The sequence below is a fragment of the Sulfurospirillum arsenophilum NBRC 109478 genome, assembly GCF_000813345.1.
GTDB classification, from domain to species: Bacteria; Campylobacterota; Campylobacteria; order Campylobacterales; family Sulfurospirillaceae; genus Sulfurospirillum; species Sulfurospirillum arsenophilum.
Genome location: NZ_BBQF01000002.1, coordinates 391,780 through 415,610, shown reverse-complemented (window position 1 = coordinate 415,610; position 23,831 = coordinate 391,780). Strand labels below are relative to the sequence as shown.

General features: G+C 38.4%; 20 protein-coding genes. 11 read left to right on the top strand and 9 right to left on the bottom strand.

Features of this window, described 5'->3' with window-relative positions:
- Positions 1–80: 80 nt before the first annotated feature.
- From SAR02S_RS06420 to SAR02S_RS06405, 4 genes are all read right to left on the bottom strand, one after another.
- Complete coding sequence (locus SAR02S_RS06420; protein WP_041957994.1) at positions 81–1,157, bottom strand: CNNM domain-containing protein; 1,077 nt, start codon at positions 1,155–1,157, stop codon at positions 81–83.
- Positions 1,158–1,269: 112 nt separating this feature from the next.
- Positions 1,270–1,635 (bottom strand): methionine-R-sulfoxide reductase, encoded by a 366-nt coding sequence (locus SAR02S_RS06415; RefSeq protein ID WP_041957992.1) that lies wholly within the window; start codon positions 1,633–1,635, stop codon positions 1,270–1,272.
- A gap of 119 nt (positions 1,636–1,754) precedes the next feature.
- Positions 1,755–2,417, bottom strand: a complete 663-nt coding sequence (locus SAR02S_RS06410) for a potassium channel family protein (protein WP_041957990.1) — start codon at positions 2,415–2,417, stop codon at positions 1,755–1,757.
- Positions 2,414–3,745: a TrkH family potassium uptake protein gene (locus SAR02S_RS06405; RefSeq protein WP_041957989.1), complete on the bottom strand. Its 1,332-nt coding sequence runs from the start codon at positions 3,743–3,745 to the stop codon at positions 2,414–2,416. The genes SAR02S_RS06410 and SAR02S_RS06405 overlap by 4 nt, the downstream gene beginning before the upstream one ends.
- A gap of 193 nt (positions 3,746–3,938) precedes the next feature.
- Here SAR02S_RS06405 and SAR02S_RS06400 point away from each other — a divergent pair, with 193 nt between their 5' ends.
- The 8 genes from SAR02S_RS06400 to SAR02S_RS06365 all read left to right on the top strand — a co-directional run bounded on the left by SAR02S_RS06400 (position 3,939) and on the right by SAR02S_RS06365 (position 14,907).
- A complete protein-coding gene (locus tag SAR02S_RS06400; protein WP_052433552.1) occupies positions 3,939–5,906 on the top strand; it encodes a TonB-dependent receptor plug domain-containing protein in 1,968 nt (655 codons plus the stop codon).
- Entirely contained in the window at positions 5,906–6,466 is a 561-nt protein-coding gene (locus tag SAR02S_RS06395; RefSeq protein ID WP_041957986.1) for a hypothetical protein, read from the top strand. The genes SAR02S_RS06400 and SAR02S_RS06395 overlap by 1 nt, the downstream gene beginning before the upstream one ends.
- Positions 6,467–6,525: 59 nt before the next feature.
- Positions 6,526–8,418, top strand: coding sequence for an AMP-dependent synthetase/ligase (locus tag SAR02S_RS06390; protein WP_156961450.1), 1,893 nt, complete (start codon positions 6,526–6,528; stop codon positions 8,416–8,418).
- Between the two features lie 10 nt (positions 8,419–8,428).
- The gene (locus SAR02S_RS06385) at positions 8,429–9,823 is read left to right on the top strand and encodes an MBL fold metallo-hydrolase RNA specificity domain-containing protein (protein ID WP_041957985.1); all 1,395 of its coding nucleotides are present in this window, start codon (positions 8,429–8,431) and stop codon (positions 9,821–9,823) included.
- Positions 9,824–9,952: 129 nt separating this feature from the next.
- Complete coding sequence (locus SAR02S_RS13200; RefSeq protein WP_052433551.1) at positions 9,953–12,859, top strand: response regulator; 2,907 nt, start codon at positions 9,953–9,955, stop codon at positions 12,857–12,859.
- Positions 12,852–13,871 (top strand): HD domain-containing phosphohydrolase, encoded by a 1,020-nt coding sequence (locus SAR02S_RS06375; protein WP_041957983.1) that lies wholly within the window; start codon positions 12,852–12,854, stop codon positions 13,869–13,871. The genes SAR02S_RS13200 and SAR02S_RS06375 overlap by 8 nt, the downstream gene beginning before the upstream one ends.
- Positions 13,868–14,554, top strand: coding sequence for a substrate-binding periplasmic protein (locus SAR02S_RS06370; RefSeq protein ID WP_041957982.1), 687 nt, complete (start codon positions 13,868–13,870; stop codon positions 14,552–14,554). Before SAR02S_RS06375 ends, SAR02S_RS06370 begins: the two co-directional genes overlap by 4 nt.
- 71 nt (positions 14,555–14,625) lie before the next feature.
- Complete coding sequence (locus tag SAR02S_RS06365) at positions 14,626–14,907, top strand: flagellar basal body rod C-terminal domain-containing protein (RefSeq protein ID WP_041957980.1); 282 nt, start codon at positions 14,626–14,628, stop codon at positions 14,905–14,907.
- A 141-nt stretch (positions 14,908–15,048) separates the two neighbouring features.
- Here the strand turns inward: SAR02S_RS06365 and queA are convergent, their stop codons facing one another.
- From queA to tatB, 3 genes are read right to left on the bottom strand one after another with little or no spacing between them, the layout of a single operon-like run.
- A complete protein-coding gene (gene queA, locus SAR02S_RS06360) occupies positions 15,049–16,068 on the bottom strand; it encodes a tRNA preQ1(34) S-adenosylmethionine ribosyltransferase-isomerase QueA (protein WP_198133095.1) in 1,020 nt (339 codons plus the stop codon).
- A 4-nt stretch (positions 16,069–16,072) separates the two neighbouring features.
- Entirely contained in the window at positions 16,073–16,834 is a 762-nt protein-coding gene (gene tatC, locus SAR02S_RS06355) for a twin-arginine translocase subunit TatC (protein WP_041957978.1), read from the bottom strand.
- The gene (tatB, locus tag SAR02S_RS06350) at positions 16,834–17,259 is read right to left on the bottom strand and encodes a Sec-independent protein translocase protein TatB (protein ID WP_041957976.1); all 426 of its coding nucleotides are present in this window, start codon (positions 17,257–17,259) and stop codon (positions 16,834–16,836) included. The genes tatC and tatB overlap by 1 nt, the downstream gene beginning before the upstream one ends.
- 127 nt (positions 17,260–17,386) lie before the next feature.
- On the opposite strand from tatB, the gene SAR02S_RS06345 reads away from it, so the two are divergent.
- The 3 genes from SAR02S_RS06345 (at position 17,387) to SAR02S_RS06335 (ending at position 22,358) form a co-directional block, all read left to right on the top strand.
- The gene (locus tag SAR02S_RS06345) at positions 17,387–19,273 is read left to right on the top strand and encodes a putative bifunctional diguanylate cyclase/phosphodiesterase (protein ID WP_041957973.1); all 1,887 of its coding nucleotides are present in this window, start codon (positions 17,387–17,389) and stop codon (positions 19,271–19,273) included.
- A 61-nt stretch (positions 19,274–19,334) separates the two neighbouring features.
- Entirely contained in the window at positions 19,335–21,536 is a 2,202-nt protein-coding gene (purL, locus tag SAR02S_RS06340) for a phosphoribosylformylglycinamidine synthase subunit PurL (protein ID WP_041957971.1), read from the top strand.
- Between the two features lie 258 nt (positions 21,537–21,794).
- Positions 21,795–22,358 carry an LOG family protein gene (locus tag SAR02S_RS06335; RefSeq protein ID WP_041957970.1) on the top strand — a complete coding sequence of 188 codons (564 nt, stop codon included), beginning with the start codon at positions 21,795–21,797 and terminating at the stop codon, positions 22,356–22,358.
- A 61-nt stretch (positions 22,359–22,419) separates the two neighbouring features.
- On the opposite strand, the gene SAR02S_RS06330 is transcribed toward SAR02S_RS06335, so the two are convergent.
- Entirely contained in the window at positions 22,420–23,181 is a 762-nt protein-coding gene (locus SAR02S_RS06330; RefSeq protein WP_041957968.1) for a hypothetical protein, read from the bottom strand.
- Positions 23,178–23,795, bottom strand: coding sequence for an NlpC/P60 family protein (locus SAR02S_RS06325; protein WP_041957966.1), 618 nt, complete (start codon positions 23,793–23,795; stop codon positions 23,178–23,180). The genes SAR02S_RS06330 and SAR02S_RS06325 overlap by 4 nt, the downstream gene beginning before the upstream one ends.
- Between the last annotated feature and the right edge of the window lie 36 nt (positions 23,796–23,831).

The window sequence follows — 23,831 nt, the reverse complement described above, 5'->3', positions numbered from 1 at the left end:
AAACTACGTTAACACTGGGTTTTCTTCGACAGAAAGTCCTCGCACCTTTGGTGCTTTTACTTTTTACAAATCAAATGTATTTAATTAACTTTTGCTTTTTCGAGTTTTTTACGCTCGACTTTCATACGGTCTTGAAACTTTTTACTGCGATCTTTAGCAAAGACTTGCATGTCTTCAACTTCGTCCATCTCATCAACGATTTCAACACCCAAAAGCGTCTCAATAGCATCTTCAAGCGTAACAACGCCCGCAGTTTGACCGTAGCTGTCAAAGACAACGAAAAGGTGAGTTTTACGTTTAACAAACTGGTCTATGAGGTTTGGAACTGGCAAGTTCTCAGAAACCATATGCACTTCATGTGCAATGTCTTCAAGTGTGATTTTGTCGTGGTCTTCCACACTCTCTTCAAGAATTCGTTGGTTAAAGACAATACCCACAACATCATCCAAGGTATCACCAAAAACAGGAATACGAGAATGGATGTACATACGGTCATCTTCGATGGCTTCTTCAATGGTTGTCGTTGCAGGCAATGCAAAAACAACACTCCTTGGAGTCATAATATCTTTGGCTTTAATGTTTTTAAGTTTTAAAAGATTTTCAATCAGATCACTCTCTTTACTCAAAATCGAACCATCTTTTTCGCCCATCGCCACAACGGCCATGATCTCGTCACGCGAGAAGTTAGGATGTTTTTTCTTGTTTTTTGAGATGTAATTGGTTAAAAGAGACGAAACCCATACAAAAGGGTAGGTGAGTGTCACCAAAAATGCGATCGTATATCCTGATGGAATGAGGAGTTTTTTCCAGTACAAAGCACCAATGGTTTTAGGGATGATTTCAGCAATGTATAAAATAAGCAATGTAACAACAAATGCCACAGCCGTTTGCCACTCATTTCCAAAAAGAATTTGTGCTTGCGCACCCACACCTGCTGCACCCATGGTGTGTGCGAAGGTATTGAACGTCAAGATAGATGAGATTGGCACGTCAATGTTAGATTTGAGTTCTTTGAGCACAGAGATTGCATTTTCATTATTTTCTCTAGGGATAGTTTCGATATAAGAGTCGGTGCTCGAGAGCAAAACAGCCTCTAAAATTGAACAGAGAAACGATATAAATAAAACGAGAGAAAGATAGACAAGAAGTAGAGTCATGATAGACTGCCTAGAGTAAGATGTAAGCTACAACTACGCGAGTCTGGTTCACTTGGGGACATTCAGAATTCCTTTAAAATATTTTGTGCCGTATTATAGCATAAACAAAAAACTACTTTTTTTCAGGGACAAATAAAAGTGAAATGGAATTGACACAATGTCTCGTATTTTTAGGCGTTAAGGCTTCACCTTCAAACACATGTCCTAAGTGCGCACCACACGCGTTACAAAGTATTTCTATACGTCTGCCATCAGCGTCACTTTCGCGCTTTATTGCCCCTTTGATCTCATCATCAAAGCTAGGCCAGCCACAGCCAGAATTGAACTTGTCATTTGAGGTATACAAGGGCGCATTACAGTGTTTACAATGGTAGATGCCTTGGTCATAAAAGCTATTGTATATCCCAGAATACGGCATTTCTGTGCCTTTATGCAGGATGATACGTTCTTCTTCTGGTGTTAGAGGATTGAGTGGCATAAGCACTCCTTTTGCGTTTGATGAAAAATTGTGCAAGGAGATTTAAAAATGTGGAGAAAAAACCTCTTTACCAGAATGTTATAACAACACTTTGTTAAAAGAGGCTTTACATGTAAAGATTAACTTTCAGATTTGGTGAGATTTCGAAGCTTGTCGATAAAGGCTTTTTTACCGATGAATGCAAGCATATCATTTTCACGGATTTTATAGGTTTTTTCAACATCAAACGTCCAATTATCACGTGTTTTACATGCAATGAGATGGATCTCATGTTCAAACATGGTTTCAATATCTTTGACTTGTTTGCCAATAAGTGACTGTGTGACGAGGAATTTTGCGATTTTGATGGTACTGCTAAAATCAACTTGGTCGATGACGACATTTCCGACAAGGTTTTCAACGAGTTTTTTGGCAGATTCTCTCTCAGGGTAAATGACTTTAAAAGCTCCAAGCCTCGCTAAAATTTCACCATGGGTTAGCGTAATGGCTTTGGCAATAATGTTTTTGTTGTCCAGCTCTTTAAGTGCCATAAGCGTTAAAATACTTGCCTCAATGTTCTCACCAATGCTAATAATAACCGTATCAAGCCCTACAACACCCGCTTCTTGAAGTGCTTTTGTGTCGGTACTGTCTAAAATAAGCGCATCTTCGATGTAGTCACTAATGACTTGTATTTTATGAGGGTCGTTGTCAATGGCGATGATATCCATACCTTGTTCAGCCAAGCCTTTTGCAATGTGAAAGCCAAATTTTCCAAGGCCTATAACGGCGTAAGTTTTCATAATAAAATCCTTCCTTCGGGGTATTGTATGTGTTTAATTTTCTCTCTTCCCATAATGAGAAATCCAAAGGCAAAAATGCCCATACGTCCGATAAGCATGAGCGCTACTACAAGTGATTTTCCAAAGGTGCTAAATTTTTCTGAGAGACTGAGAACATCGCCGTTGCCAACGGAAACACCTACCGTACAAAAGGCGGAGACGACCTCAAAGAGTGTTTGCATGAAATTGGTTTTTTGGGTTTCAACCAAGATAAGCGTTGCCATAATTGCTATAAATGAAGCTACTAAAATGATGGCAGAAGAGCGATTGATGACTTCAGGCGAAATAGTACGCTTAAAGGCATGGGGTTGTTGGTTACTGATCTTAATGGTGTGGATGGTTGCGATGATAAGCACAGCAACCGTAGTGATCTTAATACCACCTGCGGTACTTCCTGCACCGCCACCGATCATCATGTAAATGGTCGAACAAAAAAGCGATGCGTCGCTCAGTTGGGAAAGATCAAGGCTGTTAAAGCCAGAAGTTCTAAAGTTGACCGAGAGAAAAAAGCTGTTAAGCAGGCTATGATACCATGTCATGTTGGCAAAAATACCTTTGTTATCCCCTTCAATCGCTAAAAAAAGAAGTGTTCCTGAAACGATGAGAACGAGCGTACCGACAAGGGTGATTTTTGTGTGAGCGGAGAGCATAAAACGTTTATGCGTAGCCTTGGCATGAAGCTCAACCAAGACCAAATAGCCAATACCACCTAGTATGATAAGAAATCCAACGGTCATTAAAACGGTGAAATCGGTTTGATACCCCATAAGGTTGTCTCTAAAGGTAGAAAAACCAGCATTGTTAAACGCGGCAACCGAGTGAAAAATACCTTGCCAAATAGCTTTATGCAAAGGCATGTGTGTTGCAAAGCGTAGGGTTAAGATGAGTGCGCCTAATGATTCTATGATGAGTGTAAACAGAAATACTTTTTGAAGAAAGTTTTGAATGTCCAAGTTGGTTGAGTAGTTCAAAGACTCTTTTGCCATATTTTTTTCATGGATGTTGAGATTTCTCTTCATAAACAAGAAGAAGAGGGTGACGATACTCATGTAGCCTACACCACCAATTTGCATAAGAATTAAAATGACAAATTGTCCAAAAAATGTAAAATCCTCAGGGGTGATTTTAACCACAAGCCCTGTCACGCATGTTGCGGATGTGGAGGTGAAAAGTGCGTCTATAAAAGCGAGTTTTCCCACATGAGCAAACGGAAGCATCAATAAAATAGCGCCAATAAAAACAACCGTAAGATAACTAAAAAAGATAATCCGTAAGGTCTTTTGATTCATTCCGTTCCTTCTTCGTAACCAAGCTAATTACGAATCTTTTTCTACATTTTTAACTAGGTTATTGTACCAAATTTTAGAGTGTTAATGCGTTGTTAGCGTTTACATGTAAAGATTAATTCTTATGTAAGATGAAGATATATGAAAATAGTTACTTTTTAGATAAAATATTTCTCCCAAATTTTAAGGAGAATAAATGAAAAATCTGAAAGGATTTAGAGGAAAGTATTTCAGCCTAGCCGCGATACTTGCTTTAAATGCTACGATTGCACTTGCAAGTGAAGGGCAAAGTGTCGTAGATAATGAAAAGCAACTGTATACGCCAAAAGCTGAAGCATCCTCTGAAACAACAGAAGTGCTCGAAGAAAGTGCTGCGCCTGTTGTGGTGATCTCAAAGAAGATCAAAGAAAAAAAGTCTGAAGTTTATACGGCTTCCAAATCCTTGGTCAGTGCGACCAATGTCACCGATAATGTGAGCATTATCACCTCCGAAGAACTCTCTCTCAAAGGCATTACTTCTGTTGTTGACGCCCTTAATACCATACCAGGCGTAAGCTTTGCTTCCAATGGCGGACTTGGTAAATCAACGGGTGTTTTTATGCAAGGTATGTCCAATAAATATATTTTAGTCCTTATTGATGGTGTTCGATATAACGATCCTAGCAATACCTCTGGTGCCGATTTTAGTCAAATTTTGGTAGATGATATTGACCGCATTGAAGTGATAAAAGGTGCACAAAGCGGTGTATGGGGTGCCGATGCTGCGGCTGGCGTTGTTAACATCATCACTAAAAATGCTCAAAATGGTACGCATGGAACAGCTGGTGTAGAAACTGGAAGTTATGGGAGACGAAGTATGCATACATCGCTTTCTCATAAAACCGATGTATTTGATATCATGTTATCGGTTGAGCGTGTGAAAGAAGATGGATTTACAAGTCAAGCACTGTATGGAAAGAAGATAGATCAATTCGAAGATGACCCTTATAGAAATACAACCGTAAATTTAAAAACAGGATATTGGCTTGATGCGTATAACCGCGTTGAAGCAGGCTATCATGATGTGAATGCCCTGAACAGTTATGATGAAAATACACCCAATGACTCACAGCATAGCGATGTTAGAAATCGTTCTGGCTATGTAGGCTATAAACATTTGGTGGGAGATCACTCTATAGAGACAACGCTTTCAAAGAGCAGTTTTCTTAAAAAAGAGCTTGATGCAACGTTCGGTGTGAGCGATTATAAAGGTGAAATACCTTCGATTGAGATGAAGGATACATGGAAATATTACGATAAGAGTGCATTGGTCTTTGGTGGCTCTTATGAAAAACGTGAAATCGAATACACTCAAGTAGGATCTGCTGAAAAAGAACGCAATGATAATTCTAAAGCACTGTATGTAAATAATACAAACCAATTTAATCAAGTGATCTTAACAGAGGCACTCCGTTATGATAGATTTAGTGCATTTGATGACAAAGTCACGGGTAAAGTAGGCGCAAAATACCTCTTTAACGATCAATTCAATATTTATACAAACTATGGAACAGCATATCAAACGCCTTCCATGCTTGACATGATTAACATTTGGGGTACAAGCAATTTTGATTTAAAGCCTGAAAACATTAAAAGTTTCAATATCGGAACACAATATGCTGGATTAACAATCAATTTCTTTCGAAATGAAATTAAAGATATGATCAATTGGGATAATGCAACGTCAAAAAATGTGAATATCGAGGGGACTTCCATTATGAGAGGTGTCGAGATCTCTTATGAACAACAACTCTTACAATCTTTATTGATGGGAGGCAATTATACGTATGTTGATGCACAAAACAAAGATGGTGTTCGTCTTACAAGACGTCCTCGTTACCAATCAACGCTTTACACAACGTATATGCCAATAAAAAAATTAGCATGGAATGTTAGTGGTACGTATGTTGGCTCTCGTGCAGATCAAGATTTTTCATCAACACCTGCGCGCAATGTTGAAACAGGAAACTATTTTGTAGCCAATACAAAAGTAAGCTACCACATTGATCCAACGTGGGATGTTTACGTCAAAGTCAACAACATCTTTGATCGATATTACCAAACTGCTTACGGATTTGCATCGGCTGAGCGAAGCTATTATATGGGTGTTGAGGCGAGATTCTAATGAACCTAAACCTACGCCCTTACCTTTGGTATAAGCTACTCAATTCCCTCTTTTTTGGTCTTGCGGTAGGAAGTGTTTTTGTGCTTTACACACCACTTGAGCCCTCTGTTTTTTCTTTAGGAGGGATTGGGTTAGCCGTAGGGTTGCTGGTTGTCGCAAAAGTGTACGAGAAGATGATGAATCTTCTCGTCTTTTACCGAATTACACTCTTGGTAGAGTTTCTGGCATTACTGATTATTATCAGTTTTCTCATCTTTCAGTATAGCTATACCAATGTACTTTTTATCTATATTTCATACCAACTTACATTTGTGTTTGGTAATTACCTTATGCGTATGGAAACACTCGCCCTTAAGCGCACGACACTACTCTCTTTTGCGGATGTTGTGAAGCAACAAGGCTATCTTGCTGGGATGATCATTTCTTATCTTTTTTACAAATTTGTCGAATTTTTCGGGGTTATAGATAAAGAAACCCAAGTCTATTGTTTACATGGGCTACTTTTGGTAGTTCAAATTGTAATTATTTACTGTGTTTTCAAAGCATTTCGCCACAGATAAGCTTCTCTTTCAGGAATAAAGATTACAATAAACGTAATTTGAAATGTTAAGGATTGTGCTTGCACCGTGAAGAAAACACGTTGTTTCATATGTTTATTAAGACGTATGAACAGCATAAAGAAAGAAAAGCCTTTATCTATAAGGTAGCAGATAAAGAATTTGAAGTTAATTATGAAAAATTATTTGAAGATGTTTTGGTTCTTTCTCGTGCTTTTAAGGCTAAAAAGCTCACAAAAGGCTCTAAAGTCATGTTTTTGTGTGACAACCGCTATGAGTGGATGGTCACCGATCTAGCCCTTATCTCTTTGGGGGCTATTAGCATTCCACGAGGCTGCGATACTCCTACGCAAGAGTTAGAGTTTATACTTTCCCATTCAGGTGCAGAGTTTCTCATTGTCGAAGATGAGCATAGTTACATACGCCACGAAATGATGCTCAATCATCTGAAACTCAAAGCTATTTTTATTTTGGAAGCCCCTAAAGTACACTCGCTATTAAGCAATATTTACTCTTATAAAGATATTTTGCAAGACAGAACGATTCATCGCAATGAAATCGAAGCATTTATTGCAGGAAAAGACGCTTTAGATGAGGAAGACATGTGTACACTCATCTATACATCAGGTACAACAGGTACGCCTAAAGGGGTTATTTTAAGCCATAAAAACATTATGTACAATGTTCGTGAACTTCCTCCATTAATCGCCCTAGAGAGTAGTGATGTTTGGGTTTCTATCCTTCCATCATGGCATATATTTGAGCGTGCTGCTGAGTATGTAGCCCTTTCAAAAGGGTGTTGTACGGTTTACTCTACTATCAAAACTTTTGCGGCTGATTTAGAACATTATAAGCCGACTATCGTTGCAACGGTACCAAGACTTTGGGAGTCAATGTATACGAAGATCAATACTGCATTAGAAAAAAAAGATCCTAAAAAAGCCAAATTGTTTCATAAATTGGTTGCTATTTCAGCAGCCTACAATAGGGCGGATCGTGTTTTAAAAGATGAACTTCCGTGTTTTGAAAAACGCTCATTTCTTTTTACATGTAAAGAAAAAACGGTTGCATTTTCCCAACGCTTACTGCTTGCTCCACTGAATGCTTTTGCTAAGAAAAAATTGGCGCTTGTGCAGGAAAAATTTGGGGGAAGATTGCGTCTGGCTGTCAGTGGTGGTGGCGCTTTACCTGATTTTTTAGATACATGGATTGATGCGATTGGAATTCGCATTGTGAATGCATATGGTATGACAGAATGCGCACCAACGATTGCTGGGCGTGCTCTTCAATGCAATACGTTTGCAACATTGGGTCTGCCTGTTCGAGATACCATGCTTAAGATCGTCAACAAAGAAGGCGATATGCTGGGCGCTGGAGAAGTAGGCGAGATTTGGGTGAAAGGTGAGCAGGTTACCAGCGGGTATTATCATAACCCTGAAGAAAATGCAAAAAGTTTTAGTGAAGATGGTTTCTTTAAAACGGGTGATCTTGCAAAGCTGACCATTAAGGGTGAGCTTGTCATTACCGGGCGATCCAAAGAGATCATTGTGCTTGCCAGTGGTGAAAATGTTGACCCTAGTCGTATTGAAACAACCATATCGATGTTGCCATTTATCACAGATGCTATTTTGGTTGGGCATACTAAAAAAGGATTGGGGGCGCTTATTGTGCCTGATTTTGAAAAGCTCAAAGAGTATGTAGCGGTTCATTTTAACAAAGCCGTACAGAATATTGAGCAAGTAATGGAAGATAAGCAAATAGTTGCTAAAATTAAAAGTGAAATGAACGATCTGTTACATCAAGGACAAGGTTTTAAACCTTTCGAAAAGCTCCAAAATATTCACTTTTTAGATAAAGAATTTACAGTGGGGGAAGAACTCACCAATACCTTTAAAAAGAAACGCCATGTTATAGAAAAAAAATACAAAGAGATTATTGACAAATTTATACACTAAAGGATAAAGTATGGCAAAAGTCACATCGTATGGTGCAGCTTCTATGGTTACAGGTTCATGTCACTTATTAGAGATTCAATCGATTAAAATTTTAATCGATTGTGGAATGATTCAAGGTGAACATTGGAAAAACAACTACGAGCTTTTTCCTTTTGATGTGCCTTCTCTTGATTATTTGGTTTTAACACATGCGCATGTCGATCATATTGGTAGGGTTCCAAAATTGATTAAAGAGGGCTTTCGTGGAGAAATTATATCCACCGATGCAACCTTAGATATTGCGTATATCATGCTTTTAGACAGTGCTGGATTACTACAAGAAGAGTATGAAACACAGCTTCGAAAAGCACTTCGTCGTGGTGAAGAGAATACCGTCCAAGAGCCACTTTACACGAAAGAGCATGTAGAACAAGTTTTTACGAAAAAAATTCGCCGTGTAAAATACGATGAGGTCATTAATATTGCTCCTTTTTTAAAACTCACATTTCACAATGCAGGTCATATTATGGGGAGTGCTTTTGTTGAGGTCAATTATGAAGAAGATACCTTGCACAAAAGTGTTGTTTTCTCAGGCGACCTTGGTAGTAAAAACCGTTTGCTACTCAATCCTCTAAGTCCCCTTGCTAAGACAGACACTCTTTTTATAGAATCAACGTATGGTGATAGAGAACATAGAGCCTTAGATGAGAGTATCAAAGAGTTTAAAGAAGCCATTATTCAAACGCTTGAGTCGGGCGGTAATGTTGTCATACCTTCGTTTGCATTGGAGCGAACCCAAGAGATTTTATGGTTATTGCATCAGATGCATCAAGCGGGTGAATTGCACAATTGTCATGTCTTTTTAGATAGCCCTCTTGCCATTGAGGCAACGAAGATTTACCAAAAATATCCTGCACAACTGAATCAAACCTTGGGGTTACGTGTAAGTCTTGGGGATGATCCTTTTTCATTCCCAGAGCTTCAATATACGCCTCGTAGAAAAGATTCGATGGAAATTAATGAGGTGGAAAAACGCGCTATCATCATCGCTGGAAGTGGTATGTGTAATGGTGGTAGAGTTTTGCATCACCTTAAACAACGTATTTGGGATCCTAAAAATGCCATTATTTTTGTGGGTTTCCAAGTGAAGGGAACGTTGGGACGAGATATCATCGATGGAGAGCAGTTTATCCGCATTTACGGTGAAGATATTAAAGTACGTGCAAAACTTTATACGATCAATGGTTTTTCTGCACATGCTGATCGTGCGGATATGTTGTCATGGATTAAACAGATCAAAGAATTAAAGAATATTTATCTCATTCATGGCGAAGAGGACAAATTAGAGCTTTTTAAAGCCTATTTAAAAGAAAATATCGAAAGTAAGGTACATATTGTCAAAAAAGCGGAGTCTATTTATCTCTAAAATTGACAATTTTGATTTGAAAATGTTATAGTTAATTTAGACTTCGTTTAGTGCTTGATCGATGGTTTGCAAGCATGCGTGCCTTTGTGGCTAATGTCGTCAAAATAGCTTTTGAAAGAGGCCTTCAAAATGATTAGAGCGATGCTGTACCGCGTATCTTTATTGCAAGCCTTAGCAGTGATGATTATTATCTCACTGCTTTTGCCATTGCCTCTTTTAATGCTCACGTATGCCAATAGTACTTATAAAAGTAAGCAAGAAGAGTTTACAACGCTCAATACTAAAAAATTCAACCTCTCCTCAGCGATTTTTGTAGAGTCATTATGGAATTTTTACCCAGAATTAGGGCAAAAGATGCTCGACCAGCTTTTGCTGGATCCTAATGTGCAATTTGTCTATGTCAAAGATAGCAATGAAAAGCTTTTTTTGAGATGGGAGCAGCAAAATAGGATTGCGAACAATGATGACACACTCTTTTTACATAAATCGTTAGAAAAGGACAATGTGGTTGTTGGCTCATTAGAAATGGGCTTTAAACGTCAAGATCTTGTAGATTCGGTGATGTCTGACTTGACACTCTTTGGTACGATGCTTTTTTTCCAAATTCTTTTTTTAGTCGTTCTTATTTCATGGATTTATTACTATAAAATCATTCGACCGATTAGGCGTTTGGTAAGTCACTCCAATCTTTTAGCACAGCAAAAGCTCGATGAACCTTTTGTGTGGGATGAAAACGATGAAATTGGAACACTTGGTTTTGCACTTGATAAAACACGTATCAAACTTAAAGGGTTTTTTGATGCGCTCAAACATGAAAATGAGATATTGGATGAAAAAGTAAAACTGCGCACCAAAGAACTTGAGGATGCAAGCCGTTACAAATCGGAATTTTTAGCCAATATGAGCCATGAAATACGCACGCCTATGAATGCCATCATGGGTATGTCTCATCTACTCAGTAAAACAGCCATGAACAACACACAATCCAGTTATGTAGGAAAAATTAAAGAAGCATCTTCGGTGCTTCTTCGTATTATCAACGATATTTTGGATTTTTCTAAAATAGAAGCTGGCAAAATGGATGTTGAATCGATTGCTTTTGATCTGCATAAAGAACTCAAAAAAAGTTGTTCTATTTTCTCCGTTTTAGCCAAAGAGAAAGGCATTGATTTCCAGTGTGATTTTGTAGAAACAAACCGTTTTTTTAAAGGTGACCCTTGCAAAATTATGCAAATTGTCAATAACTTTTTAAGCAATGCGATCAAATTTACCAAAGAGGGTGCTGTTGTTCTGAGTGTTCACGAAAAATCCAGTGAAGGCAATAAAGCTACCTTGACATTAAATGTGCGAGATAGCGGTATGGGCATTCCTAAAGAGAAGCAATCGCTTCTGTTTAAAGCATTTGGACAGCTTGATGCTTCTATTACACGAAAACATGGTGGTACTGGGTTAGGACTTTACATTTGTACGCAGCTTGCCGAAATGATGCAAGGACACATCAGCCTAGAGAGTGAAGAGGGCAGAGGTAGCCTTTTTAGTTTAACCATCACACTGCCAATAGCACAAGGGCTAGAAATACAGCATGAAAATAGTAGTGGAACATATGAACCGCTGCGCATTTTAGTAATAGAAGATCAGAAAAAAGTCAGTGATATGCTCTGTGATTTTATTCGTTCGTTTGGATTTTTTGTTACGACATGTAAAAGCAATGAAGATATTGCTGAAAAAATTCAAACGATTGCACAACCTTATCATCTGGTGATTCTTGATTATGAGCTCGCAAAAGGGGCTAATGGCGTCGATCTTTATGGACAGTTGACACAAAAGATTGCCATTGAAGCGCTACCTTCTTTTTTAATGATCGCGACCAATGATGATGCAGAGATCAAAAATCGTATTAATAATGCAGGCATTAAATCCTTTTTGAAAAAACCGATCAATCCTTCGATGCTCTATGATGAACTCGTATCCTTATGTTCTGTTGCTTCACAGACGCCACTGTTTGATCCTTCCAAGATTGATCTCTCTTCTAAACGTATTTTGATTGTTGAAGACAATGACATTAACCTCGAAGTTGCAACCTACTTGCTCAAAGAGACTCATGCCAAAGTTGAGATAGCCCGCAATGGCTTGGAAGCAGTCGAGTTGATTCAAGAGCAAGAACATCCGTTTGATCTAATTTTAATGGACGTTCAGATGCCGATCATGGATGGGTATGAAGCGACACGCATGATTCGTAAAGAGCTCAATGTTCTAACGCCTATTGTAGCGATGACCGCTAATGTCATGGTACAGGATATTGAAAAATGTATTCAAGCGGGGATGGATGCTCATATTGGGAAACCATTTGAAGTTGAAGACTTCTATGGCACGCTGTTAGAGGTTTTACATGTAAGCCTTTCTATCTCTCCAAAACAACCCGTAAATACTCAAAAACGCGTGAAAAAACATTTTGCAAAAAAAGAAGCGATTAAAAAACTAGGAGGCAATGAAGCATTGTGGCAAAAGCTTTTTGTCAGTTTTTTTGAAACCTACTTAGAACTGCCTAATAAGTTGCAAGACTTGATCGAAAAGAAAGAGACTGCAATGCTGATTGATTATGTCCATACACTCAAAGGACTTTGCGGAACGATAGGCGTCTTAGTTTTAGAACAGCATCTTGGCGCAGTAGAACAGTTTTTAAAAGAGCATCATAGTGTCGAAAGTGTCTCTTTGAATGAAATTCTTGAAGAGCATCATGCCAACATCAATACATTACGCGCTGAATTTGAACAAATTGATTTAAGCACACATACAATTCAAATGCAAGTCCATGAAGATAAACAAGCCTTGGAAGCGATTCTTAAAGAGCTTAAACTCGCTCTTGATATGTCCAATGTTTCTAAAGTTAGCCTCCTTCTCGAACAGCTTGCAACACATGAAAACATACGTGAACATGAAGCTTTTAAAACACTCGTATTCGCATGTAAAAGCTTTGATTTTGATGCCGCAAATATGAGCTTGGCACACTTGTGTGAGGAGATGAAGTATGGCTAAAATCTTAGTCATTGATGATACACCTGAATACATTGAAATGTTGTGTTCCATACTCAATGAGTATGAAGTTTATGCGGCAAAAGAGGGAAAAAAAGGGCTTATGTTAGCCGAATCCATACTTCCTGATTTGATCTTACTGGATATTAATATGCCTTTAATGACAGGCTATGAAGTGTGTCGCAGACTGAAACAAATGGATAAAGTTCGCAATATCCCTATTATCTTTCTGACTGCAAATGATGGTAGTGATTATGAAGAGATAGGATTTAATGTAGGTGCTGTTGATTTTATTGCAAAACCTTTTCATGCAAGCCTTTTAAAAGCGAGGGTTAAAACACACATCTCGTTGTACCAACTTCAATCAAATCTTCAACAACAAGTCGATAGCCAAACCGAAGAGATTCGGAAACTTAATCATGAAATGACGTATCTTGCAGCCTCTATTGCTGAACTTAAATCCAAAGAGACGGGACAACACTTAAGACGTGTTGCTGAATTTTGTTATCTTTTTTGCAAATTTCTAGGTCACGATGAAGCTGAGTGTGAGAAAGTAAAAATGGCAGCCGTTTTACATGACATCGGTAAAGTCGGCATTAGTGATGAAATTTTGAATAAACCTGATAAGCTGAATGATCAAGAGTGGGAAATTATGAAAAGACACTCAGTGATGGGCTACGAGATGCTCATTGATTCTGAGTTTGAACTAATGCGTTTGGCGGCAACCATTGCATTAGAACACCACGAGCGTTGGGATGGCGAGGGTTATCCTCATGGCAAAAAAGGAGAAAATATTGCTTTAGTAGGACGTATTTGCTCTGTTGCCGATGTTTTTGACTCGCTTTTGGACAAGCGTGTTTATAAAGATCCGTGGGAAGAGAAAGTAGTACGAGACTATTTTGTAATGATGAAAGGATCGCAGTTTGATCCTAATATTACCGATATTTTATTAGACAATTTTGATATGTTTATCTATACATGGAAGTCGCTTCAACGCGCAAGAAGTACGCTATGAAATATCTTTTGCTCATAGCTTTTTTCTCTTTGACGCTTTGTGCAGAAGTTTTTAAAGTCTATACGGAGCAAAGCCCTCCCTATAGTTTTTTAGAAAATGGTAACGTGAAGGGTTCCTCAACACGCCTTGTTGAAGAGTTGTTTGCCAAGAGTGGTCATCAATTTTTTGATAATTCTATTCGACTTTTACCTTGGGCTAGAGGCTACCGTAATGTTTTAAACGAAACAAATTCGATGATATATAGCATGGTACGTTCACCTGAGCGGGAAGCACTGTTTCAATGGGTTGGACCTGTTGGGAAGATGACATTAGGTATTATTGCCAAGAAAAGTAGGCATTTACAAGTTCCATCGCCTTCTGTCTTGCATCGCTATAAAATTGCAACCATCCCTGATACGGCTTCAGAAAAAGCACTCTTAGACCTTGACTTTCGTTTGGAGAATTTGGAGCGTTTTGCCAACCGTACATCACAGCTGAAAAAACTCCAAGAAAACCGCGTAGATGCCATTGCTTTTAGTGTTGAATCAGCATTCTCTTTGCTTGAAGAGATGGGGTGTGATATTTCAGAATACGAAGTAGTTTATGTTTTAAAAGAGAGTGATCTCTATTTTGCTTTTAACAAAGAAACAAATCCAAAAATGATTGATAATCTAAACAATACACTCAAAACCCTCGTCAAATAGGCTTAAACGTTTCTTTATATCTTTTTCAAGCGAAGTAGAGTATAGTTCGCAAATATGAGAAAGGAGCAATCATGCAAATTAATGCAACTGCCATGACGGCTATGTCCAACTGGATGAATAACAGTGCTCAAAATGTTGCTAATGTCAACACAGAAAAGTACAATGCGACCCAAACAACGATTACAAATCAAGATAATGCTGTTGTTGCACAAAGCAGGAAATCAACTAATGGTACCGATTTAGCGACAGAATTCACCGATCAAATTGCGATTGATAAAAGCTTTGAGGCCAATGCCGATACCATTAAAACTCAAGATGAAATGCTTGGCAGTTTATTGGATATGAAAGCGTAATAGAGTTCTTGTAAAAACTCATTTTGCAAGAACGAAAAGCATCAAAGGTGCGCGGGCATTCCGCCGAGGAAACCCCCAGTGTTAACGTAGTCTTTGGAGCTTTGCTTTAAAAACGTATTTAGAGTGCTGTAAGAACTCTAATTAAATAATTAACATTGCATCGCCATAAGAGAAGAAACGATACTTTTCTTTCACGGCTTCTTCGTAGAGTTCTAGCGTTTTGTCAATCCCCACAAATGAAGCCACTAACATAATTAATGTCGATTTTGGAAGGTGAAAATTGGTTAAGAGGTGATTGACGCGAAGTGGTAAATTTTGTGGATGTAAAAAGAGATCACACCTTCCTACTGCATTGCTTGTACGTGCAAAATACTCGATGGTTCTAGTCACCGTTGTCCCCACGGCAAGAATATTTTTTGGACTTTGAATGAGTTTACATGTAAGCGAGGGAATAGCGTAAATCTCAGAATGCATCACATGTTCTAAGATATGCTCTGCTTCCACAGGCTTAAACGTTCCCGCACCTACATGTAAGGTTAAAAAGTGTGTTTCATAACGCCTTTTGAGTTCTTCAAACATATTAGGTGTAAAGTGAAGCGACGCTGTTGGTGCAGCAACGGCACCTTGCTCTTTAGCAAATACCGTTTGGTAATCTACACTATCCTCTTTTGTATCTTCACGTTTGATGTATGGAGGAAGAGGGATATGTCCAATTTTTTCTAAAACATCAAAAAGAGCTTTGGTGTGCAGTGCTTTTCCTTCTTGGCTAAAAGCAACAATACGTGTGCCATCTTCTTTGAGTTCTCTAATTTCTGCTTCCATCTTTTCATTAAAAAAGAGCTTCGTTCCGACTTTGACACGACCTTTGATATACACCGAATAAAGATTGTCTTGCAAAGGAGCATTGAGAAGCACTTCGACTTCACCACCGCTCTCTTTTTTGCCGAAAACACGTGCTTTAACGACTTTTGTGTCATTGAGAAGGACTGCAATGTCTGAGGGTAAAAAGTCAAAGAGGTGTTTAAAAAGTGTATGTGTGATACGACCACTTTTGCGATCAAGCACCAAAAGCCTCGCCTCATCTCGGGGTTCAACCGGATGTGTGGCGATAAGCTCTGGTGGAAGCGTGTAGTCGTAAGTTGATTTTAAAAGCGGGTCTATGGCCTTATTCCTCACTCTTTTCAACAGGTTCTTCTTCTGTATCATCATTTTCAGGTGGGATGTACGGATTGACAATTTTTGCCACCAAAATAGAGATACCATAAAGAATCAGTAGGGGTCCTGCCATTAAGAACTGAGAAAGAATATCGGGAGGGGTCAAAATACCTGCAACAACAAAGATAATCACGATGGCGTAGCGGAAGAACTCTTTTAAGCCTTTGTCATCTACAAGTCCTAATTTTGCAAAGAAAAAGATGACAACAGGCATTTCAAATGAGAGTCCAAAACCAACTAAAAATTTTGTGAAGAAGCCAACGTATTCGCCAATGCTAGGAAGTGCGGTAAACAGGGCACTACCAAAAGCAATCAAAAAGCCAAAGGCCAGAGGAACGACAACATAGTAGCAAAAAGAGGCTCCTATGGTGAACATCATTGTTGCTGCAAATACAAAAGGAATTACCAATTTTTTTTCATTGTCATAAAGACCAGGAGCGACAAAGAGCCAAAATTGCCAAAAAATAACAGGCAAAGATAGAATAAACCCTGCAAAAAAAGCGACTTTCATTGCGGTGAAGAAAGGTTCTTGAACGCCAGTAAAAATGACATTGCTTCCTTCTGGAAGTACGGCTTTAAGTGGTGCTATCATCCATGCAAGAATAGGCTGCCAAAACGAAAAACAGATAAGAAACATCACAAAAATGGTAACGAGTGAAACGGAAAGTCTTTTACGAAGTTCTGCTAAATGGGGCTTTAACTCATCAAACATTATACATTGTCCTCTTTTTTTATCTCTTTAGGCGTTTCGATCACTTGCACTTGGATAGGTTCGGGTGTGATCGTCGAAGGTGTATCGAGTGTTGTACTCTCTTTGACGCTCTCTTCGAGTTCTTTCAAAGAGTCATTAACACCTTGTGTTGATTTTTTGATCTCTTCGAGTTCATCAAATGTAATGACTTTACGTGCATTGGTAGCTACTTCATCCAATTTTTTCTTATACGTAAGCGCTTCGTCTTTGAGCTCTTGGATTTTCATCTCTTGTTCAAAACTACTTTTGACGTCATTGATGCTGTTTTTAAATGACTTGAAAAATTTTGCACCCTTGACCATTGCCTCAGGAAGTTTCTCTGGACCTAAAAATATAATAGCAACAATCGCGATAACAAGGATTTCTCCTATTCCCATTCCAAACATAAAAGGTACCGCCTCGAAGTTAAGTTAAGGTTGGATTTTAGCTGAATTTTTATCAAAATAATATAAATGTCATGAACGTGGAGTATAATAGGCATAAGTTGAAAACTGTAATCATAGGAGTTAATTGATGCGTTCTAGAATTAGTCCATTCCGTATTGTGCTTATTTATGCTCTCTTCGCAACGTTATGGATATTTTTTTCAGATCATGCTGTAGAATATTTTGTTGATAATGTGACCGTATTTGCAACGCTCTCAACGTATAAAGGTTTTTTCTTTGTTCTTATTACTTCATTATTTCTTTATGGACTTATTAAAGCGAAAATTACGCAAATTGAATCAATGCAAAAAAAACTTAAAGAGAATGAGCAACGCTTAGAGTATGTTATTCATGGGGCTGATCTTGGGTATTGGGATTGGGACTATGTGCATGATACACATATTGTCAATGATCGATGGCTCTCATTTTTAGGACTGGTGCGTGAAGATATTCATGAAGAGGTAACGGATTGGTCTGAGCGAATCCATCCTGATGATAAAATCATTGCACAAAGAGCTATTGAAAACACAATTCGCAACAATAAACCCTATATTATAGAGTTTCGTATGCGCCATTCTGATGGTCATTGGGTTTGGATAGAAGGCTCTGGAGCTGTCGTAGAACGTGATGAAAAAACGGGCGTTCCTCTGCGCCTTGCTGGCACACATCGCGATATTAGCAATCGCAAAAATACACAAAAAGAGATACTCTTTTTAGCGCTTAATGATCCTTTGACGAAACTTCCTAATCGTGTCTATTTAAAACAAGAGCTTGAAAAGCGCCTCTTAGATGAGCTAGAACTCTGCTTTTTATTTTTAGATTTGGATCGTTTTAAAACCATCAATGATATGTATGGGCATACTACCGGTGATAAAGTCATCCAAGTCGTTGCTGAACGTCTTAGAGCATCACTCAACGAGCTAGATTTTATAGCCCGCGTAGGTGGTGATGAGTTTGTGATTCTTTCAAGTGATTCTTTACATGTAAAAACATTATCTGAACGATTATTGCAAAGCTTGGAAGCACCTATAGAAATTGGTTTTGAACAGTTTAGGGTAAGTGCTAGCATGGGGATTGCCTGTTCTCCAAAAGATGGTAAAAGCTTTGAAACACTCTTTCGAAATGCTGACACAGCAATGTATGAAGCTAAAAAAAGTCTCCAAAAGAGCTGTGTTTTTTACACCAAGTCGATGACAGAACAACTTTTAAATATATCTAAATTGGACAATGACCTTAAACATGCTGTAGAAAACGATGAATTTGTTATTTTTTATCAACCACAAATTAATCTTTTCACCAATAAAATGATAGGTTTAGAAGCGCTTGTCAGATGGCAGCATCCCGTTGAAGGGATGATACCGCCGAATAATTTTATTCCAAGGACTGAAGAGACACGACTGATTATTCCTCTTGGATTATTAATCTTCAAAAAAGCGTTAGAGCAGATGAAACGATGGCAAGAGAAAGGTTTTTTTGATGGTATTCTTGCGATTAATATCTCTAGCGTACAGATTGAAGAGGAAGATTTTGTTGAAAAAATTGAAGCTATACGCCAAGAAATAGGGGTAAGTGCACTTAACATTGAGCTTGAAGTTACGGAGAGCTGTTTCATGAATTTCCCTGAACACGTCTCTAAAACGTTGCAAAAATTAGAAACTGTTGGGTATAAAATTTCGATTGATGATTTTGGGACAGGCTACTCTTCTCTCAGTTATTTGAAACAGTTACCATTAGATAAACTTAAAATTGATCGCTCTTTTATTAAAGATTTGCCATACGATAAAGACGATCAAGCGATTTCAAAGGCGATCATCGCTCTGGGTAAAACGCTTAACCTTGAAGTCCTAGCCGAAGGTGTTGAAACGGAAGAGCAAAAAGCATTTTTGATCGAAAATGAATGCGATAGCATGCAAGGATTCCTTTTTGCAAAGCCTCTTAGTGCCGAAGTATTGGAAGCAACTTTTCACCAAAACTAACTTTTAGTTCCTTTTGTGTAAAATAAGCCCATTTTAATTACATCACATAGGGCAACAATCCATGGAAAATTTAGACGCAGTGTTAAAAAAGCATAAGTTGACAAAAGACGAATATGAAAATATTTTGAACATTTTAGGACGTGAGCCTAATATGCTAGAGATTGGTATCTTCTCATCCATGTGGAGCGAGCACTGCTCTTACAAATCCAGTAAAAAGTATCTGAATGGTTTTCCAACGAAGGCTCCTTGGGTTATTCAAGGACCGGGCGAGAATGCGGGTGTTATCGATGTAGGCGATGGCATGGCGGCTGTCTTTAAGATGGAGTCTCATAACCACCCAAGTTTTATTGAACCATATCAAGGTGCTGCAACGGGTGTTGGTGGTATTTTAAGAGACGTCTTTACGATGGGTGCGCGCCCTGTAGCAAACATGAACTCTCTTCGTTTTGGAAATGTTACCAACAATGACGACACTTCCCATCATCAACGCTACCTTGTACGTGGTGTTGTTGCAGGTATCGGTGGATACGGCAACTGTATGGGTGTTCCTACCATCGGTGGTGAGACTTTCTTTGATGAGAGTTATAATGGCAATATTTTGGTAAACGCATTTACGCTTGGTCTTGCTAAAAGTGATGAAATTTTTTACGGAAAAGCTGAAGGACTTGGTAACCCTGTTGTTTACGTTGGCTCTAAAACAGGTCGTGATGGACTGGGTGGTGCGGTTATGGCAAGTGATAGCTTTACCGAAGCAAACAAAAGCCTACGCCCAACGGTACAAGTCGGTGATCCATTTGCTGAAAAACTTCTTTTGGAAGCGTGTTTAGAACTCTTTAAAACAGACTATATCGTGGGTATCCAAGATATGGGTGCAGCTGGACTTACTTCAAGCTCATTTGAAATGGCAGGACGCAGTGGTAGCGGTATGATCATGCACTTGGACAAAGTTCCAGCACGCGAAGAGGGCATGCAGCCGTTTGAATTTATGCTCTCTGAATCACAAGAGCGAATGCTTATCTGTGCGAAAAAAGGGTATGAAGACAAAGTTGTTGACATCTTTAGAAAATGGGATCTCAACGCTGAAATTATCGGTGAAGTAACGGCGACGGGCAATATGGAACTCTTCTGGCATGGTGAGAGAGTAGCAGATATGCCAGTACAACCGGTCAGCGAGCAAGCACCTATTTATGATAGACCAACTAAAGAGCCAGCTTATTTGGCTACTATTAAAAACACAACGATCAATGATTTTGCAAAAGTAGAGAACCAAAAAGCATTTGATACCCTTTTAAATTCCGTCGAAGTCAGCGATAAATCATGGATTTTTGACCAATACGATTCAACGGTCCAAACCAATACCATTAAAGCACCGGGTAGTTTGGATGCAAGTGTTATTCGTATCAAAGAAAACGGCAAAGCCCTTTCGATGAGCAGTGACTGTAACCCACGTTATAACTACATCGACCCTAAAATGGGTGCTGCTGCTGCGGTGGCTGAGAGTGGAAGAAACGTTGCTATGAGTGGTGCTCGTCCTTTAGCGATTACCGATTGTCTAAACTACGGAAACCCTGAAAACCCTGAAGTTATGTGGCAGTTTGCACAAGGCTGTTATGGCATCAAAGAAGCGTGCGCGAAGTTGAATACGCCGGTTGTCAGTGGTAACGTCTCCCTTTACAATGAAACCAACGGTGTGGGTGTTTTCCCAACGCCTGCGATCGTTATGGTAGGTTTGAATGATGATGCGAACAAAACGCTTCCATCAAGCTTCCAAAAAGAGGGTGCATCAATTTACCTTATTGGCGAGACCAAAAGTGATTTTGGTGGTAGCTTGTATATGAAAGAGCTTTTTGGCAAAGTTGAAGGCACATTAGCAGAGCTAGATTATGACAAAGAGTTGAAACTTTGGGAACTTGTCATAGAAGCCAACAAAAAAGGTTATTTGAACGCAGCTAAAGATGTCAATGTTGGTGGTATCGCTCTTGCTCTTGCTAAAATGGTAGCTAAAAGTGGAAAAGGCGTTACATGTAAATTTACATGTAATGATTCTAAAGACATTTTTGCAGAGAGTTTCTCACGTTCTCTTGTTGAAGTAAACGATGAAGCAGGCTTTGAAGCGATGGCTAAAACCATTGGTTTAAGTGTTTCAAAGATCGGAACTGTTGGTGGAAATAACTTTACATGTAATGATATTTCAAAAAGTGTTGATGCTATTAAAGAGCGTTATTTTAACCGTTTCCAAGAAGTTATCGAGCAAGATATCTAACAAATCTTCAAGAGGTGTGTAAGCACCTCTTTTTTTAATTTTAAATACTCGAATAGCACGACCCACTTCTCCTGTTTCTTCAGATAAAAAACCAATATGAATAAAGATATTTAAATCCAACCACCCTTTTTCGTATAATAGGTTTCCACAAATTTTTGGAATTGATTTAAATTTATCGCTATATCCATTATCATAAATTCTTTTAATTAGAAAAAGAATACTATTCAAGCTCAAAATTTGATAATTAAAAGGGTATGGATGAAAAGCATTGCAGTTTATTGTGGCTCAAGCCTTGGGGCAAGTGAAATTTATAAAGAGCAAGCGATTTTACTAGGTAAGTTTTTAGCACAAGAGAAGATTACGTTAATTTATGGTGGAGCAAGTGTTGGCATTATGGGAACCATAGCAGATGCAATTCTTAAAGAGGGAGGCTCTGTTATCGGGGTTATTCCAACATTTCTTGAACAAAGAGAAATTGCACATAAAGATTTGACCGAACTGATTTGTGTGGACACGATGCACGAGCGTAAAGCTAAAATGATGGAATTAGCCGATGGATTTATCGCTCTGCCAGGAGGACCTGGGACTTTAGAAGAATTTTTTGAAGTCTTTACATGGAATCAAATAGGGTTGTTACAAAAGCCTTGCGGTATATTAAATATCAATGGTTATTACAATAAGTTGATTGAACTTTTTGATCATATGGTTGCTGAAAAATTTTTACAAGAACGATCACGTAACGTATTTTATGTTGATGATAATTATGAGAGTTTATTCAGTAAAATGCGTACGTATGAGCCGCCTGCTATTAAAACGTATTAATTGTAAGAAGTTATATTTCTATTTGAGTAACACAAGCTTAGCTTGTGTTACATGTAAAAGCCTAAAACGTCCCATATGCCACAAAAAAGGCGATATTCATACACTGAGGTTGTGCTGCACCTTTTTGGGAAGGGCAACGCTTCATATAAGTGTTAATGACTTTGCCATCTTTATTGGTGAGCATTGGATAATTAAAATTCATATAATCCAAGATATTTTTGCCATTGGAGTGGTGAATAAATTCAACCGTTCCATCTTTTTCTACTTTGGTAACAATGCCTACGTGCGTGATGTTTTCTGCAACATTAACGACAGGTTGTTTTGCTACTACTTTATCTTTGCCTTTACCTTTTGTTTTTACAGCAGGTTTTCGCTCGGTATTTTCAAAAAAGACAAGATCCCCAATATTGGGCAATGTTGTCTCAAAAGCCTGTCCTTTTTTTGACATAAGATTGAACATAGCACGTGATTTTCTTGCATTGTCAAAACTTTGGCTTAACTCTTTTTCTTGGTAAAAAGGAGTTCCTGTTTTATAGTTGATGAGACTCACAAAGCCTGAGCAGTCACCTCCATCACGCTTCCCTAAATACATCAATGCATTGTGTACAATAGCTTCACGTCTGGAGAGTTCAGGCATAGGACGCAAGTCAAAGCTATCATGTTCTTGTCTTAGAAAAAAGTCGTTGGAAGGTTTTTCTCCAAGATACATTTTCTGCTCATTTGGAGTATTTTCTGCCATAGATGCGGTAGGTGTTTCTACTGTTTTTGGCACACATCCTGTGAATAAAAGAGCTGCAACACTCAAAGCAAACCATTTTTTCATTTTATTTTCCCATAAGCACTAAAATAAGCAGGTGCTAGACATTGATGACCCTCATTTTTGGCGCATTTTTCCATATAAGAGTTGACCGATTTATTATTGTACGTTGCAATTGATGGATAGTTAAGATTCATTTGGCTAATCAAATTTTTACCTTTCGTGTGGTGAATAAAGTGGATTGTCTCATCGGAGTCAATTTTCGTGATAATCCCAATATGTGTAATATTTTCGACACTTTTTTTTGTTTTTACATATTTTTTAACGGTATTGGCAAAAAAGATCAAGTCGCCAATTCTTGGCTTTTCTTGATAGATACGATTTTGATCTTCTAAAAGATTGTAAATCGCAAGTGAGCGTCTGGCATCCTCAAAATAACCATTGAGTTCTGCGGTTGTAAAGTAAGGCTCTATACTTTCTTTATTCACTAAACTTACAAAGCCTGAGCAGTCGCCACCATCGTTTTTCCCTTGATGTTTGAGCGCATTTTTTATGATTTCTTGACGTTTTGGAGTATCGTCTTTGAGCTGAAGTTCTGGAGCGTTTTGCGTAAACTCTTTTTGGGCACAACCGCTTAGCAAAAACAGGCAAGAACAAAGTGCAAATAGGTACTGTCTCATTCAAATCCTCATAAAAATCTGCGGCATATTAACCAT